A 14385-nucleotide genomic window follows, 5' to 3' on the forward strand; every position below is an offset into this window, starting at 1 on the left:
GAGCTAGAGCCATACAAGGCAAAAACAGGCGAGGAAGCGGAGTTTACGAGCTGTAAATGAGCATTCCGAGCCTGTTTTTAACGCAGTAGGGCCGACGCGCAGCAGATCGTGGACGGTTTTCACCCACTAGCAAGGTTAAAGTCATGACCATCACCCACTTCCGTGACACCGCCAGCGTCACCCTCGACGAACACAACCCGGTCGCCGTGCCGCTCAGCGAACCTGCCGCCATCACCTCGGTGACCTGCGTGGAGCGCGACGATGGCGTGGAAACCGGCATATGGGAATGCACCCCCGGCCGCTGGCGCCGGCAGATCGTGCAGCAGGAGTTCTGCCACTTCATCGCCGGGCGCTGCACCTTCATCCCCGACGTGGGCGAGCCCATAGAAATCAAGGCTGGCGACGCCCTCATGTTGCCGGCCAACACCACTGGCGTGTGGGACATACAAGAAACGCTGCGCAAGACCTATGTACTGATTTTCTGACTGCTGCCTCCACAACATCGACAACAACAGTTGAGGTTTCCCATGCTGAAAACGCTTATCCCGCTAATGCTCGTCGCCTCGGTCAGCCAGGCGGCGCAGGACGTGCGCATCTACAACTGGACCGACTACATCGCCCCCGACACGCTGAAGAATTTTCAGCAGGCCAGCGGCGTGACGCCCCACTATGACGTTTACGACAGCAACGAAACCCTCGACGCCAAGCTGATGGCCGGCCGCTCCGGCTATGACGTAGTGTTCCCCTCCAACCACTTCATGGCCCGGCAGATACAGGGCGGTGCGCTCAAGGAACTGGACAAGAGCCAGCTGCCCAACTGGAAGAACCTCAATCCGACGCTGCTCAAGGCCCTGGAAGGCAACGACCCAGGCAACAAGCACGGGTTCCCTTACCTGTGGGGCAGCACCGGCATCGGCTACAACGTCGAGAAGGTCAAGGCCTTGCTCGGCGACGACGTGCCGCTGGACTCCTGGGACCTGATCTTCAAGCCCGAGCTGATGGCCAAGCTGAGCAAATGCGGCGTGGCGATTCTCGACAACGGCCCGGAAATGCTGCCCATCGCCCTGCACTACCTGGGCCTGCCGCACCACAGTCAGAAGCCCGAGGACTACAAGAAGGCCGAAGCGCTGCTGATGGAGATGCGCAAGAACGTCGCCTATTTCCACTCCTCCAAATACGTGGGCGAGCTGGCCAACGGCGACGTGTGCATGGCGGTCGGTTTCTCCGGCGATATCATGCAGGCCAGCGCCCGTGCCAAGGAGGCCGGCAACGGCGTGAACATCGCCTACGTGATCCCCAAGGAAGGCGCGCCGATGTGGTTCGACATGGTCTCCATGCCCAAGGACGCACCCAACGAAAAGGCCGCCTACGCCTTCATGAACTACCTGCTGGAGCCAAAGGTAATTGCCGGCATCAGCGATTACGTGCATTACGCCAATGGCAACAGCCAGGCCGACGCGCTGGTCGACCCGGCGCTCAAGGCCGACACCACCGTCTACCCACCCGCTGACGTCATGGAAAAGCTCTACGCCCTGGAGGCCATGCCGCTGAACATCGACCGCATCCGCACACGGATCTGGACCAAGGTGAAAAGCGGCACCTGACACGCTTGCCAAGGGTTGGCGCTCGCAGGAGCGCCAACCCGGCAGTCAGATCCACAGATCATTGATCGCCGTACGTTCCCCGCCCTCTGCCCCGGTGTTCAGCACGCCGCGCGGCTCGATCAGCAGCAACTTCACCTCCTCCTCGGCATAGGGTTTGTGCTCCACGCCCCTGGGCACCACGTACAGCTCGCCGCTGCCCAGGGTTACCGAACCGTCGCGAAAATCCAGGCGCAACTGGCCGTCGAGCACCAGAAAGGCTTCGTCGGTTTCGGCATGGGCATGCCAGATGAAATCGCCCTGCAGGCGCACCACCTTGAACTGGTAGTCGTTCATTTCCGCAACCACCCGCGGTGACCATTGTTCGGCGATCAGGTCGATCTTGCGGATCAGGTTGATGGATTGTTTGGCAGACGAAACTGGCGGGTTCATGGAGCGTTCCTCGGTTGGTTTTCACCACTCTAGCGAGGGGCCCCAGGCGCTATCTTGTACGATCCTGCAACTTCTGCATGGCCAGCCAGCGCGCCGGGGCCAAGCCGAAGCTGGCCACGAAATGCCGGGTCATATGGCTCTGGTCGAAGAACCCGGCAATCAACGCCGCATCGGCCAGGCCGACACCCGACAGGGCCAGGTCGCGGCAGCGCGCCAGGCGGCGCATGGTCACGTAGCGATAGGGGCTGGTACCGAACAGAGCACGAAAATCCCGCGACAGGCTCCAGCGATCCCGCCCGCTGACGCGCTCCAGCTCGTCCAGGGTCACGCTCGCGCCGTTGCGGCTGTGGATGTACTCGCGCGCCCGTTGCGTGGCGGGATAATCGAAGGCGCGGCGCCCACGGGGCTTGCCGGCAACCGCCTGCAGGGCATGGGCCAGGTCGTAGATCGCGTCGTCTTCCTGCAAGGATTCCAGCGGGTCGTCCATTGTCTGCAGGAAGCGCTGCGTCGCCCGGCGCAGGCGCACGTCATCGCTCAAACCACCCTGGATGAACGGCAGTGGCTGACCGCCCAATACCTGCTGGATCAGCACCGGGTCGATATACAGCATGCGGTAATGAAAGCCGGCGTCGGTGCCGGCCATGCCGTCGTGGAGCTCATCCGGGTGCAGCACCAAAGTGCCGCCGGGCAGGCTGTGACACATGGCGCGCCGGTAACGAAAACTCTGCACACCGGACAGCGTGCAGCCGATGGCGTAAGCGTCATGGCGATGAGGGTCGTACCCATGGCCGCTGAAATACGCCTCGATGCGCTCCACCCGCCCCTGATCAGGGCTGCGCAGCAACCAGTCGCTGCGGCTTGTCGATTTGCCCATGTCGTCTTTCTCCGTGCCGCTCCCAGGCAGACGACACGGTAAACCGTCGGGCGCTAAAAAGCTCGTGGCTCGATAACCCGGGCGACGTCAAGGCATCTGTCGCGCCGCCCTCCTCACTGCGACCACTGCGGGTCCGTGGTGAAGGCGATGGTCAGCCAGCGGTTCGGGCCTTCGTCACCGATGGCCTGGCCGATGACGTCGCGCACGGCGTCCCACTCATCGAGGGTTTGCGCCGGCCAGTCGACCGGTACGATGAAGTACAGCTCGATCTGCCGAGCGCGGCCAACTCGCGCAACATAGGCCTGGTGGCTGATGAAACCGTACTGCTCGACGATGCCCTGGGCCACATCATCCACATGTTGTTTGAGCGTCGGTGGGGTGACCAGCAGGATATCCGCCAGTGCCTGGCGAATGGTCGCCAGCGGCATCGGCAGGATCACCAGGCAGATCAATGCCAGCACCGCCGGGTCGATGTATGGGCCAAGCCAGGCGTATCGCGTCTGCTCGATCAGGTAGCCGACGACGAAGGCAATCAGCAGGGCGAGGGAAATACACCCGGACATCACCCAGCCTTTGGCGTCGAGGGCAAGGAAGTCCGAGCGGATACGCCGGTTGGCGCGAAACTCGTAGCTGGCGAACGCGAAGCAGATCAGCGTGGCGACACCGGCATACAGCGCCGCCAGGCCGAACGCCAACGGCGTACCGCCGGACAGCAGATTGGCCAGAGCGTTGATCAGTGCATAGGCCACCACCCCACACAGCAGCGTACCGTTGAGGGCAAGCACCATCGGCTCCAGGTGCCAGAAGCCCATGTTGAAACGCTCGGCCAGCCGGCGGCTGGCCTCGTTCTGCGTGGTGTGCCGGAGAATCAGCGTGGAAACCACCAGGGCCAGGCCGCTCATGCTGGCGTCGGCCAGGGAGTAGACGCCATCGAAGACGATGGAAAACGACCCCGAGAGCAGGCCGATGACGACGCCGAAGGCCGCCACCAACAACGTCATGGCAATCGAGCCACGCAGGATGCCCTGCTCCGTATTCATCTGCGCCCTCCTGCGTTTCAGGGCTGCAAGGGTACCGCGAGGCGGTAGACCTTGCAGCCGCCCTGCCTCAGACCAGACTGCTGACCGGCTTGTGCAGGTTACGGCGCCCGAAGGTCAGCATGATGACCACCAGGACGCAGCCGACCAGGATCGCACCCGAGGACAGCACGAAGATGCTGAAGCGATCATTGCCTTCAATGAACAGGCTCAGCAGGGTCGGCGCCGCGGCGGCCGATGCCACCTGCACCACACCTACGATCTTGGTGAGGCGGCCGGTCGGGTCGTGGGTGACCACCGAGGACATGTAGTACGACAGCGCCAGGTTCCAGCCGAAGTTCATCAGGAACACGGCGATCGCCAGGTCCGAAGCCACGTGGATACGCGTTGCAAACATGTAGATGGCAGCGAGCACGGCCAGCGAGCCGAGCAGGATCATCGGCATGCGACCCAGGTGGCGACCGGCGATGCTTGGCAGCGCCGCACCCGGCAGGCCGCCGAGCAGACCGATGCTGATCGCCCAGCCAATGTCCACCGGTGCGATGCCCGCCTCGCTGGCGATACCCTCAACGAAACCCCACAGTGAGTAGATAGACAGCTGCAGGAACAGCATGCCGAGCAGCGAGCAGACGCCAATCAGGGTCAGCCCGGACAGCATCGGCTCGCTGGAGACGATCTGGTCTTGCTCACTCTGCTTGGTCGGCAGGCAGAAGCACACCAGGCAGAGCAGCACGAACCAGGCCACCAGATAGTAGATTGCCCCCGTAAACCCCTTCCACTCGGCGATCATTGGCAGAATCACCGCGCTGCTGGCGAATAGCGCGGTCTGCACGAACAGCAGAATGCCGAACGAGCGATCCGGCCCATTCATGCGGCCCAGACAATAGATGGCATAGGAATACAAGATTCCGGAGCAGACGCCGGAGATGCAACGCAGTACCAACAGCATGTCTAGCTCGGTGACGCTGGCGGTGGCTACGTTGGCAAATAGCAGCACGAGAGACGTGCTCAGGGCGATGGTGCGTGGCCCGAGAAAGCGCAGCATCGGCACATACAGCAACGTGCCGACGATGGAGCCGCACATCTCGGCGGACATGGTCCAGCTCTGCTGGAGCAGAGTCAGGGTCAGACGTTCGGTCAACAGACCGATGAAAATCGGCTGCACGCCGATGACGATGATCGAAGCAGCCGCGATGAAAATACAGGCGGCACGTACAAGGTTCTGGTTGGCGGTGTTCATGGTCGTTACCTGCCGGCTGGGCCACCGGGTGGCCTGCCGTTTCAGTGAAATTCAGGAATGGCGAAAAGGAAAGCCGGTCAGGCGAGTCGGTAGCAGTGAATGACCACCTGATCGGCGGCGGGATAAACCACCTTGCCGATCAGCGCACTGCGGGTCAGCCAGTCCAGTCGCCCGCTCGCCACCTGAAAGCGCGGCGAACAGGTGCATTGGTACTTCTGCTCGTCGACCGGCCAGATGCCTTGCGCGTCGAGTTCGCGGGCCTTGTCGCTGAGCACGATCACGCCGACGTTGTGGATGTTGATCCGCTCGCCGCGGTCGCTGAGCAGGCTGTAGCGGGCATCCAGCTCACCCACGCCGTCGCTGCGCTGCAGGTAGAAGTCGGCGCCGCCGGCGAGCACTTCGCCACGTACGTCCAGGCCTTCGAAATGCCCACCGAGGATGGGAAAATTGCTGCGCTGGCCATCCGTGCAAGCGCCCAGCCCTTCTCCTGCGGCGATCAACACATGGATGCTCATTACCCATTCCAGAGTCGGCACGCCGAGCCCGGTTTGCGCTGTGGTTGTCATCACGCACTCCTGCGCCCCAGAGGGCGCTGCTGGCTCGGTTTCAGTAGCGGTAGGTCATGTACAGTTCGAGGGCGCTGAACTGGTCGTCGTCGCCGAAGGCCTGCTTGGCCGCCGACTTGGCGTTCACCCAGTTGTAGGCCACCGAACCGTAGAAGCTCGGGGTGGGCGTCCAGTCGAGGAACACCACGGTCTCGTCGGCGAAGCGGCGATCATCCACGGCGGCACCGCGGAAATTCTTCTCGTCGAGCCAGAACTGGTAATGGATGGTGCCCAGGGCCAGGGTGTCGGTCAGGCGGGTACGGATCGAGAACTGCTGAACCCGTTCGTTGCTGTTGAACAACAGGTAGTTGCCCACCACGTCGCCGACCAGCCAGCTGCTCCAGTCCACGAAGCCCTTGCTGAGCGGATCCCAGGCCTTCTGAGTGTTGTCGGTCAGGTCGTCGTCGCCGGAGAACACCGCGTAGCGGTAGCCCAGCGTCGGGGTCAACGGCAGATCCTGAAACAGATAATCGGCTTGCGCGTACCAGGCATTGGCATCGAATTTCAGCGTGGAGTCGCCACCGCGCTGCACGGCGTATTCGCCGTTGAGGGTCAGGTTCGGCACACCCGGCAGATGACCACGCAAGGCGCGGACGTTGAACACCTCCATGCCGTCGCGGCGTACCGCGTTGCTGCTTTTGCTCGCCTCCGTGTCGACCTTCATGGCCATCGCGCCGAGGGTTACCTGGCCGTCGAGATCGTAGTCCAGGTTGCCACCGGTCATGCGGTAGTCGCCGTAATGATCATCGGTGCGCAGGGTGAACGCCTGGGCCTTCACCGGGCCGTGGCTCCAGTCGAGAATCGCCGAATCCTTGAAGGCCGTGCGCGGGCCGAGCCAGTAGGCGCCATCGCCGAACAGGTCGAGGTTACCGTCCATGACGATGAAGCCGGTGCCGATGGTGTAGTTCTGCCGGCCGGCGGTGAACTTCCAGTCGCCGGCGCGAAAACCGACGTAGGCCTCTTCTGTGTTGATGCGGTTGTCGGAGCTGCGCGTGGTGCCAGCGGCATCGCCGTCACCGAAGGTCCAGGCGCCAACCGCCGAGGCACCGGCCAGCAGGCTGACGGTTTCATTGAGGGAGTAATCGAGGGTGATGCCTGGCTTGAGGTAAGCCTCCTGCCAGTTGATCTTGGTGCCTTTGTCTTCGCCGTTACGGGCGTCAGCCACACCTGCGCCGAAGTTGACGCCGCGGGTGGAGACGGAGGCCGCGCCGAAGGTCAGGTTGAGTTCGCCTTTGAGGTTTCCTTCTTCGAACTGGTAACCCGCCAGAGCCGGTTGGCTGGCCAACGGAATGCCGAGTGCGAGCAACACGCAGGGGATACGCTTGGACGTGTACATATGAAGCTCCTGTGTATTTTTTTTGTATTACAGGGCAGTGAGTGGTGGCCAATTCGACCACCTATTACCTGACGCAGCAGGCAGGAGCGCCGGCGAACCCGCGCTCTTGGATCTTGTTCTGTTGAAGCAGCGTTGAATCAGCCGCGCAGTTGAGCGGTGATGGTCCTGAGCATTTGTACGGTGTCGATATCCAGCTCGGTGACGGCCTCGGGCAGCGACGACTGCTTGACGATCACCACCTCGGAGTCGAAGTCGACGAACAGGTACTGGCCATGGATGCCGCTGGCCATGATGGCCGGGCTGTGGTCGTTGAAGACGTACCACTGGCTGCGGTAGGAGGCGCCCGGGGTCCACTCGGAGAAGTCCTTGTGCACGCCGTAGATAGCCGGATCGGAACCGGCGGCAATCGCCTCGATCACCGCCTTGTCGATGACCAGCTTGCCGTCGACCTTGCCGCCGTTGCCAAGCATCAGGCCGAAACGGCCCATGTCGCGCAGGGTGGCGTTGAAGCCGGCACCGGCGACGCTGCGGCCCCAGGGGTCGGCCATGAAGTAGGCGTCGCGCTCGCAACCCAGTTGCTGCCATACCGCTTGCAGTTGCTCGGCGCAGCCCACGCCACTGGCGCGCTCCATCACCCAGGCCAGCACTTCGGTGGTGGCGGTCACGTAATGGAACAGGCCGCCATGCTCGCAACGCTTACGCAGCGACGGCAGGTACTGGTACAGCGATTCGTACTGGGCATATTCGGGCAGCGCCGGCTTGAAACCGCAGGCATAGCCGTACTGGGAGCTTTCCGAAGCCGGATCGTCGTACATCTCGGTGTAGTGAACGCCAACGGCCATATCGAACAGATGGCGCACGGTGGCGTCGCCAAAGGCGCTGCCGGCCAGCTCGGGCACGTAATGCTGGGTCTGGGCGTTGGGGTCGAGCACGCCGTCGTGGACCAGTTGCTCACCGAGCACGCCAATCAGCGACTTGGTGACGGAGAACATGATGTGGCGGTCGCTGGCGACCTGGCCGTTGAAATAGTTTTCATAGACCACGCGGCCCTTGTGCAGAACCAGGAAGCTGTCGGTCTTGCTGGCGCGCAGGTGGTCGAGCACGCTCACGGTGCGTCCGCAGCTGCTCTGGAATGTCAGACCTTCGACTTCTGCCGGCGCATGGGCCAGTACCGAGCTTGGCCGCGAACCAGCGGCGACCTCGATGGTGGGACGCAGGCGAGCCAGGTTACGGAAGCCCCAGCGGTTGAACGGCGGCGACATCCAGTTGGCCCAGGTCACGCGCTTTTCCGGCTCGGCAGGAAAGCCCTGCATCAGTACGGGCTCTTGTTCTTGTTTGTCGTACATCTCACTGACTTCCGTATTACGGGAAACCAGGGAGCGGTCGAGGATATGGTTCATCTGACTCATCCTGGAAGTGGCCCTGCGTGCGGCAGGTACGGGAAAATAATTAATCCTATTAATTGTTTTAGTCAATAAAATATTTTCGCGAAAAAACCTAGCCAGCTATCATTCCCGCTAACCCCACGAACCCAGGAGCGACGGTGAGCGGATTACGCGAACGTCAGAAGGAATTACGCCGCCAGGCCATCTCGGCAGCCGCCGTGTCGCTGTTCCAGCGCCAGGGTTTTCGCGAGACCACCATCGAGCAGATCGCCCGCGATGCCGGCGTATCGGCGCCCACGGTGTTCAAGTACTTCGGCAGCAAGCACGAGATCATCCTGGAGATGATCAAGGAGTCCGATCGCCGTGCGCTGATCGACGTGCACAAGCGTATTCCCGAGTTCGACGACCCGGTCGACGCGCTCTGCCACCTGGAAAACATCCTTGTCAGCTATGCCCTGGAAATGTTGCCGCCGGCGCTCTGGCGCGAGCTGTTACCACTGGTGCTGGTGGGCGGCGATGGCGGCCTGCCGGAGGCCTACCGGCAGATGAACCGCGGCCTGCAGGGCGAGATTGCCAACGTGGTGCGCGAACTGCAGGAGGCCGGCAAGCTACGCGCCGACCTGGACGTGGAGCTGGCGGCGTTCCTGCTCAACGACTACTCCCATCTGCAACTGCTGCGCCTGACCGCCAGCGACGAGCCGGACATGCAGGCCCACTCGGCCACCGTGCGGGCCTCCACACGGCTGATTTTCGAAGGCATGCGCGCCTGAACCCCGCAGCGCACGCGTCATACCGTGCGCCAACAGCAGTTGCCCAAACACTGAGCCGCGGCCCGCCAATCATCTTCAGACTTCGTTAAGGTTCGGCCCCGATAGTGTCTCCAACGCCTAGTCACTGGAGCGCTGTCGATGATCGATACCCAATGGAACCTTGCCCTGCCGCTGCACATTGGCCCGTATGCCGGGCGCGATCTGTCGCTGTCGCTGGTGCCGCAACAACACGCTGATCGTGAATCGCTGGAGTGGTTCGTGCGCGAGTGCTTCGCCACTGTGCACCACGCCGACATCCGCCATTTCATGCCTACCCTGATGGCCCTGCGCGATTCGCACGGGACCTTCTGCGCTGCCGCCGGCGTGCGCACCGCCGACAGCGGCGCGCTGTTTCTCGAGCAGTACCTGCAGCAGCCGATCGAGCGCGTGGTGTCGCGGCTCGCAGGTGCCCCGGTGGAGCGCCAGCAGATCGTCGAGGTCGGCAATCTGGCCGCGCGCAGTGGCGGCAGCGCCCGACTCATCATCGTGGTTATGACCTGGCTGCTGGCCCATCGCAAGCTCGACTGGGTGGTCTTTACCGGCGCCGCTTCGCTGATCAACAGCTTTCAGCGTCTGGGCCTCAACCCGCTGTTGCTCGGTGATGCCGACCCGCAGCGCCTGGGTAGCGAACAGCACAGCTGGGGCAGTTACTACGCGCAGCGTCCCCAGGTGTTCACCGGCAGCATCCGCGCCGGTCTCGCCCATCTGCAGGTCAGCGGCATGGCCGCACGCCTGGGCCTGCCGGCCTTCGATATGGAGCAAAGTCATGCAGCCTGAACTGACTGACTTCAAGGCCCTGCTACTGCTGCACGCTCATTGCCAACCGTCGTGCGCGGCGCTGCGCGACGACAACGGGAGCATCGACTACGCGCAGCTGTGGAGCGAGATCGAAACCCATAAGGCGCTCCTGCTCGCCCAACCCGGCAAGACCTTCGCGCTGTTGATGAACAACAGCCCGCAGATGCTGCTCTGGGACCTGGCCGCGCTGTTCGCCGGCATTCCCTGCGTGACCCTGCCGCCGTTCTTCACCTGGGCGCAGACCGCCCATTGCCTGGAGCAGAGCGGCGTCGACCTGCTGCTGACCGACGCGCCGCTGGCCGAGCAACTGGGTGATGCAGGCTTCCGCCAAGCCGGCGGTTTCTGGGTACGTGAAACCCCGGCCGGCGAATCATTGCCGGCCGGCACCGCCAAGGTTACCTACACCTCGGGGACCACCGGCACCCCCAAAGGCGTGTGCCTGAGTGCCGAATCCCTGTTGCGTGTGGCCCAGGAACTGTACGCCGCCAGCCGTCCGGCCGCGCCGCGCAATTACCTGGCACTGCTGCCGCTCGCAGTACTGCTGGAAAACCTCGGCACCTACGCAGCCCTGCTAGCCGGCGCCAGCGTCACCCTGCTGCCACAACCAAGTCTGGGCATCGAAGGCGCTACCCGGGTCGACTGGCCGCGCCTGCTCGGCCAACTGGTGCGCCAGCAGGCGCAGAGCCTGATCCTGGTGCCGCAGCTGCTGCTCGGCCTCATCATAGCAGTGGAGCACGGGCAGGTGGACGCCGGGCAATTTCACTTCATTGCGGTCGGCGGTGCGCGGGTCAGCGACGAGCTGCTGGAACGTGCTGCGCAGCTGAATCTGCCGGTCTACCAGGGCTATGGTCTTTCCGAATGTGCCTCGGTGGTGTGCCTTAACACCCCGGCCTATAACCGCCCTGGCAGCGTCGGGCGCCCCCTTCCCCATGTCGAGCTGCGCATCGCCGAGGATGGCGAGGTATGGGTACGCGGCTCGGCGCTGCTGGGTTATCTGGGCGACGCGCCATTCAGCAGCGACTGGCTGGCCACCGGAGATATCGGCGTGCTCGATGCCGACGGTTACCTGTTTCTGAAGGGCCGCAAGAAACATCAGTTCACTACCAGCTTCGGGCGCAACGTCAATCCGGATTGGGTCGAGGCCGAGCTGACCCAACGCGGGGTGATCGCCCAGGCCTTCGTCCACGGTGAAGCCATGGACCACAACATCGCGCTGCTCTGGCCGCTCGACCCGCAGTGCAGCGACGAGGCCCTGGAGAACAGCGTTGCCTGGGCCAACATCGAACTGCCTGACTATGCACGGGTGCACCAGTGGCAGCGCTTGCCCGAACCCTTCACCCCTGCCAACGGCCTGCTCACCAGCAACGGCCGACTGCGCCGCGAGGCCATTCTGGCCCGCTACGCCCATCGTTTTTCCACCCCAGTTGCCCAAAAGGAGCAGCCATGAATTTCTTCGACGAACTGCAGAACACCACCACCGCAGAGCGCCAAGCGCTGTTCGCCACGCCGGTGATCCGCGACGCCCTGGCCGGCCAGGTGAGCCTGGAGGGCTATCGCGCCTTCCTGACGCAGGCCTACTACCACGTGCGCCATACCGTGCCGCTGATGATGGCCTGCGGCGCGCGCCTGCCGGCACGCCTGGAATGGCTGCGCGGCGCGGTGTGCGAGTACATCGAGGAGGAGTATGGCCACGAGCAGTGGATCCTCAATGACATCCGCGTGTGCGGTGGTGATGCTGAGCAGGTACGCGATGGCCAGCCATCTCTTCCCATCGAGCTGATGGTCAGTTTTCTCTACGACCTGATCGCCCGCGGCAATCCGGTCGGCCTGTTCGGCATGGTCAACGTGCTTGAGGGCACCAGCATCGCCCTGGCCACTCAAGCCGCCGGCGCCATACGTGAAGGCCTGCAGCTGCCGCCTACGGCATTCAGTTACCTGGCTTCCCACGGTTCGTTGGACATCGGCCACATGGACACCTATCGCAGCCTGATGAACCGCCTCGACGACCGCGCCGACCAGTTGGCAGTGATCCACGCCAGCAAGGTGGTCTACCAACTCTACGCTGAAATGTTCCGCGGCCTGCCACGCCTTGAAACGGCTCATCGGGAGACCCGCCATGCGGCTGTCTGATTGCCGGGTGGTGCTTACCGGCGCCAGCGGTGGCATCGGCATGGCACTCGCCGAACAGCTGTGCGCCGAGGGTGCCCAGGTGCTGGCCGTAACGCGCCAGCCCCAGGTGCTCGAAGCCCTGCAGCGCCAGTACCCACAGCGCATCCACCCGGTGGAGGCGGACCTGCGTGACGCCGCCGGCCGCCACGCCGTGCTCGATGCCGCGCGGCGCATGGGCGGCGTCAACCTGCTGCTCAACGCCGCCGGAGTCAACCGCTTCGCGCTGTTCGAGCAGGTCGATGACGAGCAGATCGACGACCTCCTGACCGTAAACCTCATTGCCACCCTGCAGCTGACCCGCGCCCTGCTGCCGACCTTGCGCAATCAGCCCCATGCGCTGATCGTCAACGTCGGTTCCACCTACGGCTCCATCGGCTATCCGGGCTACGCGGTGTATTGCGCCAGCAAATTCGCCCTGCGTGGTTTCTCCGAAGCGCTGCGCCGCGAACTGGCCGACACCGAGGTCGATGTGCTCTACGTGGCGCCCCGGGCGACCCGCACCGGCATGAACAGCAGCGCCGCCATGGCCCTCAACGAGGCGCTCAACAGCCGCATTGACGAGCCCCAGCGCGTGGCCATGCAGGTGACCAGCGCCATCGAGCGCAATCTGGCCGAGCTCTATCTGGGCTGGCCGGAAAAACTTCTGGTACGCCTCAACGGCTTGCTGCCGGGCCTGGTCGACCGGGCGATCCGCAAACAACTGCCGATCATCCGCCGTTTTATCCACTCCACCGAGATGCCTCCACGATGAAAAAGACGCTGCTTCATCTCACTTTGGCCCTTGCCGCCCTGAGTGCACAAACCGGCGCCTGGGCGCTGGACGCCGCCGGTACCCAGCAACTGCAGGCCATTCAGCAACGCTGGGCGCAGATCCAGTACGACACCCCGGATGACCGCAAGGAGGCCGAGTTCGAGAAGCTGGCGGTGCAGGCCGAAGCCTTCACAGCCGCCGAACCGAAAGCCGCCGAAGCGTGGATCTGGAAAGGCATCGTCACCAGTAGCTGGGCCGGTGCTCAGGGTGGCCTCGGTGCGCTGGGCAAGGTCAAGCAGTCGCGCAGCGATCTGGAAAAGGCCCTGCAGCTCGACCCCGACGCCCTGCAAGGCTCGGCCTACACCAGCCTGGCGGCGCTATACGACCGGGTGCCCGGTTGGCCCATCGGTTTCGGCGATGCCAAGAAGGCCGATGAGCTACTGCGTCAGGCCCTGCTGATCAACCCGAACGGCATCGACAGCCTGTATTTCTGGGGTGATCATCTGGCCCGCGAAGGCAAATATGCCGAAGCCAAGCAAGCATTGCTCAAAGCTCAGCAGGCCGCGCCACGCCCGGGTCGAGAACTGGCCGACCAAGGACGTCAGCGCGAGATATCTGCTTTACTCAACGACGTCGAGCGCAAGATCGATTGATACCTCCATTGATGGAAGTTGGCTGATTAAGGACACGCATGCGACTGCTCCTGGTTGAAGACGATATCCCCCTTGGCGAGGGCCTGCGTAACGGGTTGCAAGCCGAGGGTTACACCGTCGACTGGCTATACGACGGCGCCAGCGCGGCGCATGCCCTGCTCAGCGAAACCTTCGACCTGTTGGTTCTAGACCTGGGCCTGCCGCGCCTTAGCGGCATCCAGGTATTGCAGCAGCTGCGCAAGAACGGCTCGCAGCTTCCGGTGCTGATTCTCACCGCCCGGGACGAACCTCGTGATCGCGTCGCCGGGCTGGACGCCGGCGCCGACGATTACCTGGCCAAACCATTCGACCTCAACGAACTCAAGGCGCGTATCCGTGCCCTGTTGCGCCGCAGCGCAGGGCGTGGCCAGGCGCTGGTCGAACACGCTGGTATCACCCTCAACCCCGCTAGCCAGCAGGTGCAATACCAAGGCAACCCCGTTGCGCTGACGCCCAAGGAATACCTGCTGCTGCACGAGCTGCTGGCGCATCCGGGCAAGGTGTTCACCCGCGAGCGCCTCGTACAGCTGCTCTACGGCTGGGACGAGGAAGCGGAAAGCAACACCCTGGAGGTACACATCTCGCATCTGCGCAAGAAGCTGTTCAGCGAGCTGATCAAAACCGTACGCGGCATCGGCTACCTGGTGGAGGCCTGA

Annotated in this window: 16 protein-coding genes; 9 read left to right on the forward strand and 7 right to left on the reverse strand. The window is 63.4% G+C overall.

The window, feature by feature from the left end; all coding sequences use genetic code 11:
- The first annotated feature begins 143 nt into the window (after positions 1 to 143).
- Together BM279_RS22220 and BM279_RS22225 are read left to right on the forward strand one after the other, a co-directional pair.
- The gene (locus BM279_RS22220; protein WP_093507458.1) at positions 144 to 485 is read left to right on the forward strand and encodes a cupin domain-containing protein; all 342 of its coding nucleotides are present in this window, start codon (positions 144 to 146) and stop codon (positions 483 to 485) included.
- 42 nt (positions 486 to 527) lie between these two features.
- Entirely contained in the window at positions 528 to 1604 is a 1077-nt protein-coding gene (locus BM279_RS22225) for a polyamine ABC transporter substrate-binding protein (RefSeq protein WP_093507460.1), read from the forward strand.
- A gap of 45 nt (positions 1605 to 1649) precedes the next feature.
- Here BM279_RS22225 and BM279_RS22230 read toward each other — a convergent pair whose 3' ends face one another.
- The 7 genes from BM279_RS22230 to BM279_RS22260 form a co-directional block, all read right to left on the reverse strand.
- Positions 1650 to 2033 carry a cupin domain-containing protein gene (locus BM279_RS22230; RefSeq protein ID WP_093507462.1) on the reverse strand — a complete coding sequence of 128 codons (384 nt, stop codon included), beginning with the start codon at positions 2031 to 2033 and terminating at the stop codon, positions 1650 to 1652.
- Positions 2034 to 2082: 49 nt separating this feature from the next.
- On the reverse strand, positions 2083 to 2907 hold the full coding sequence (locus tag BM279_RS22235; RefSeq protein WP_093507464.1) for an AraC family transcriptional regulator: 825 nt from the start codon (positions 2905 to 2907) through the stop codon (positions 2083 to 2085).
- Positions 2908 to 3020: 113 nt separating this feature from the next.
- A complete protein-coding gene (locus BM279_RS22240) occupies positions 3021 to 3947 on the reverse strand; it encodes a cation diffusion facilitator family transporter (protein ID WP_093507466.1) in 927 nt (308 codons plus the stop codon).
- Between the two features lie 67 nt (positions 3948 to 4014).
- Positions 4015 to 5184: an MFS transporter gene (locus BM279_RS22245; protein ID WP_093507468.1), complete on the reverse strand. Its 1170-nt coding sequence runs from the start codon at positions 5182 to 5184 to the stop codon at positions 4015 to 4017.
- 77 nt (positions 5185 to 5261) lie between these two features.
- Positions 5262 to 5750 (reverse strand): DUF3237 domain-containing protein, encoded by a 489-nt coding sequence (locus BM279_RS22250; RefSeq protein ID WP_093507470.1) that lies wholly within the window; start codon positions 5748 to 5750, stop codon positions 5262 to 5264.
- A 40-nt stretch (positions 5751 to 5790) separates the two neighbouring features.
- Positions 5791 to 7125, reverse strand: a complete 1335-nt coding sequence (locus BM279_RS22255) for an alginate export family protein (RefSeq protein WP_093507472.1) — start codon at positions 7123 to 7125, stop codon at positions 5791 to 5793.
- 137 nt (positions 7126 to 7262) lie between these two features.
- On the reverse strand, positions 7263 to 8525 hold the full coding sequence (locus tag BM279_RS22260) for a serine hydrolase domain-containing protein (RefSeq protein ID WP_093507474.1): 1263 nt from the start codon (positions 8523 to 8525) through the stop codon (positions 7263 to 7265).
- A gap of 143 nt (positions 8526 to 8668) precedes the next feature.
- On the opposite strand from BM279_RS22260, the gene BM279_RS22265 reads away from it, so the two are divergent.
- From BM279_RS22265 to BM279_RS22295, 7 genes are all read left to right on the forward strand, one after another.
- The gene (locus BM279_RS22265; RefSeq protein WP_093507476.1) at positions 8669 to 9280 is read left to right on the forward strand and encodes a TetR/AcrR family transcriptional regulator; all 612 of its coding nucleotides are present in this window, start codon (positions 8669 to 8671) and stop codon (positions 9278 to 9280) included.
- A 138-nt stretch (positions 9281 to 9418) separates the two neighbouring features.
- Positions 9419 to 10096 carry a thermostable hemolysin gene (locus BM279_RS22270; RefSeq protein WP_093507478.1) on the forward strand — a complete coding sequence of 226 codons (678 nt, stop codon included), beginning with the start codon at positions 9419 to 9421 and terminating at the stop codon, positions 10094 to 10096.
- Positions 10086 to 11564, forward strand: a complete 1479-nt coding sequence (locus tag BM279_RS22275) for an AMP-binding protein (protein ID WP_093507480.1) — start codon at positions 10086 to 10088, stop codon at positions 11562 to 11564. Before BM279_RS22270 ends, BM279_RS22275 begins: the two co-directional genes overlap by 11 nt.
- Positions 11561 to 12247, forward strand: coding sequence for an iron-containing redox enzyme family protein (locus BM279_RS22280; protein ID WP_093507482.1), 687 nt, complete (start codon positions 11561 to 11563; stop codon positions 12245 to 12247). Before BM279_RS22275 ends, BM279_RS22280 begins: the two co-directional genes overlap by 4 nt.
- Complete coding sequence (locus BM279_RS22285; protein ID WP_093507484.1) at positions 12234 to 13037, forward strand: SDR family oxidoreductase; 804 nt, start codon at positions 12234 to 12236, stop codon at positions 13035 to 13037. Before BM279_RS22280 ends, BM279_RS22285 begins: the two co-directional genes overlap by 14 nt.
- Entirely contained in the window at positions 13034 to 13690 is a 657-nt protein-coding gene (locus BM279_RS22290; RefSeq protein ID WP_093507486.1) for a tetratricopeptide repeat protein, read from the forward strand. The genes BM279_RS22285 and BM279_RS22290 overlap by 4 nt, the downstream gene beginning before the upstream one ends.
- A 38-nt stretch (positions 13691 to 13728) precedes the next feature.
- Positions 13729 to 14385 (forward strand): response regulator, encoded by a 657-nt coding sequence (locus BM279_RS22295; protein WP_093507488.1) that lies wholly within the window; start codon positions 13729 to 13731, stop codon positions 14383 to 14385.

Source organism: Phytopseudomonas straminea (genome assembly GCF_900112645.1).
Lineage (GTDB): Bacteria > Pseudomonadota > Gammaproteobacteria > Pseudomonadales > Pseudomonadaceae > Aquipseudomonas > Aquipseudomonas straminea.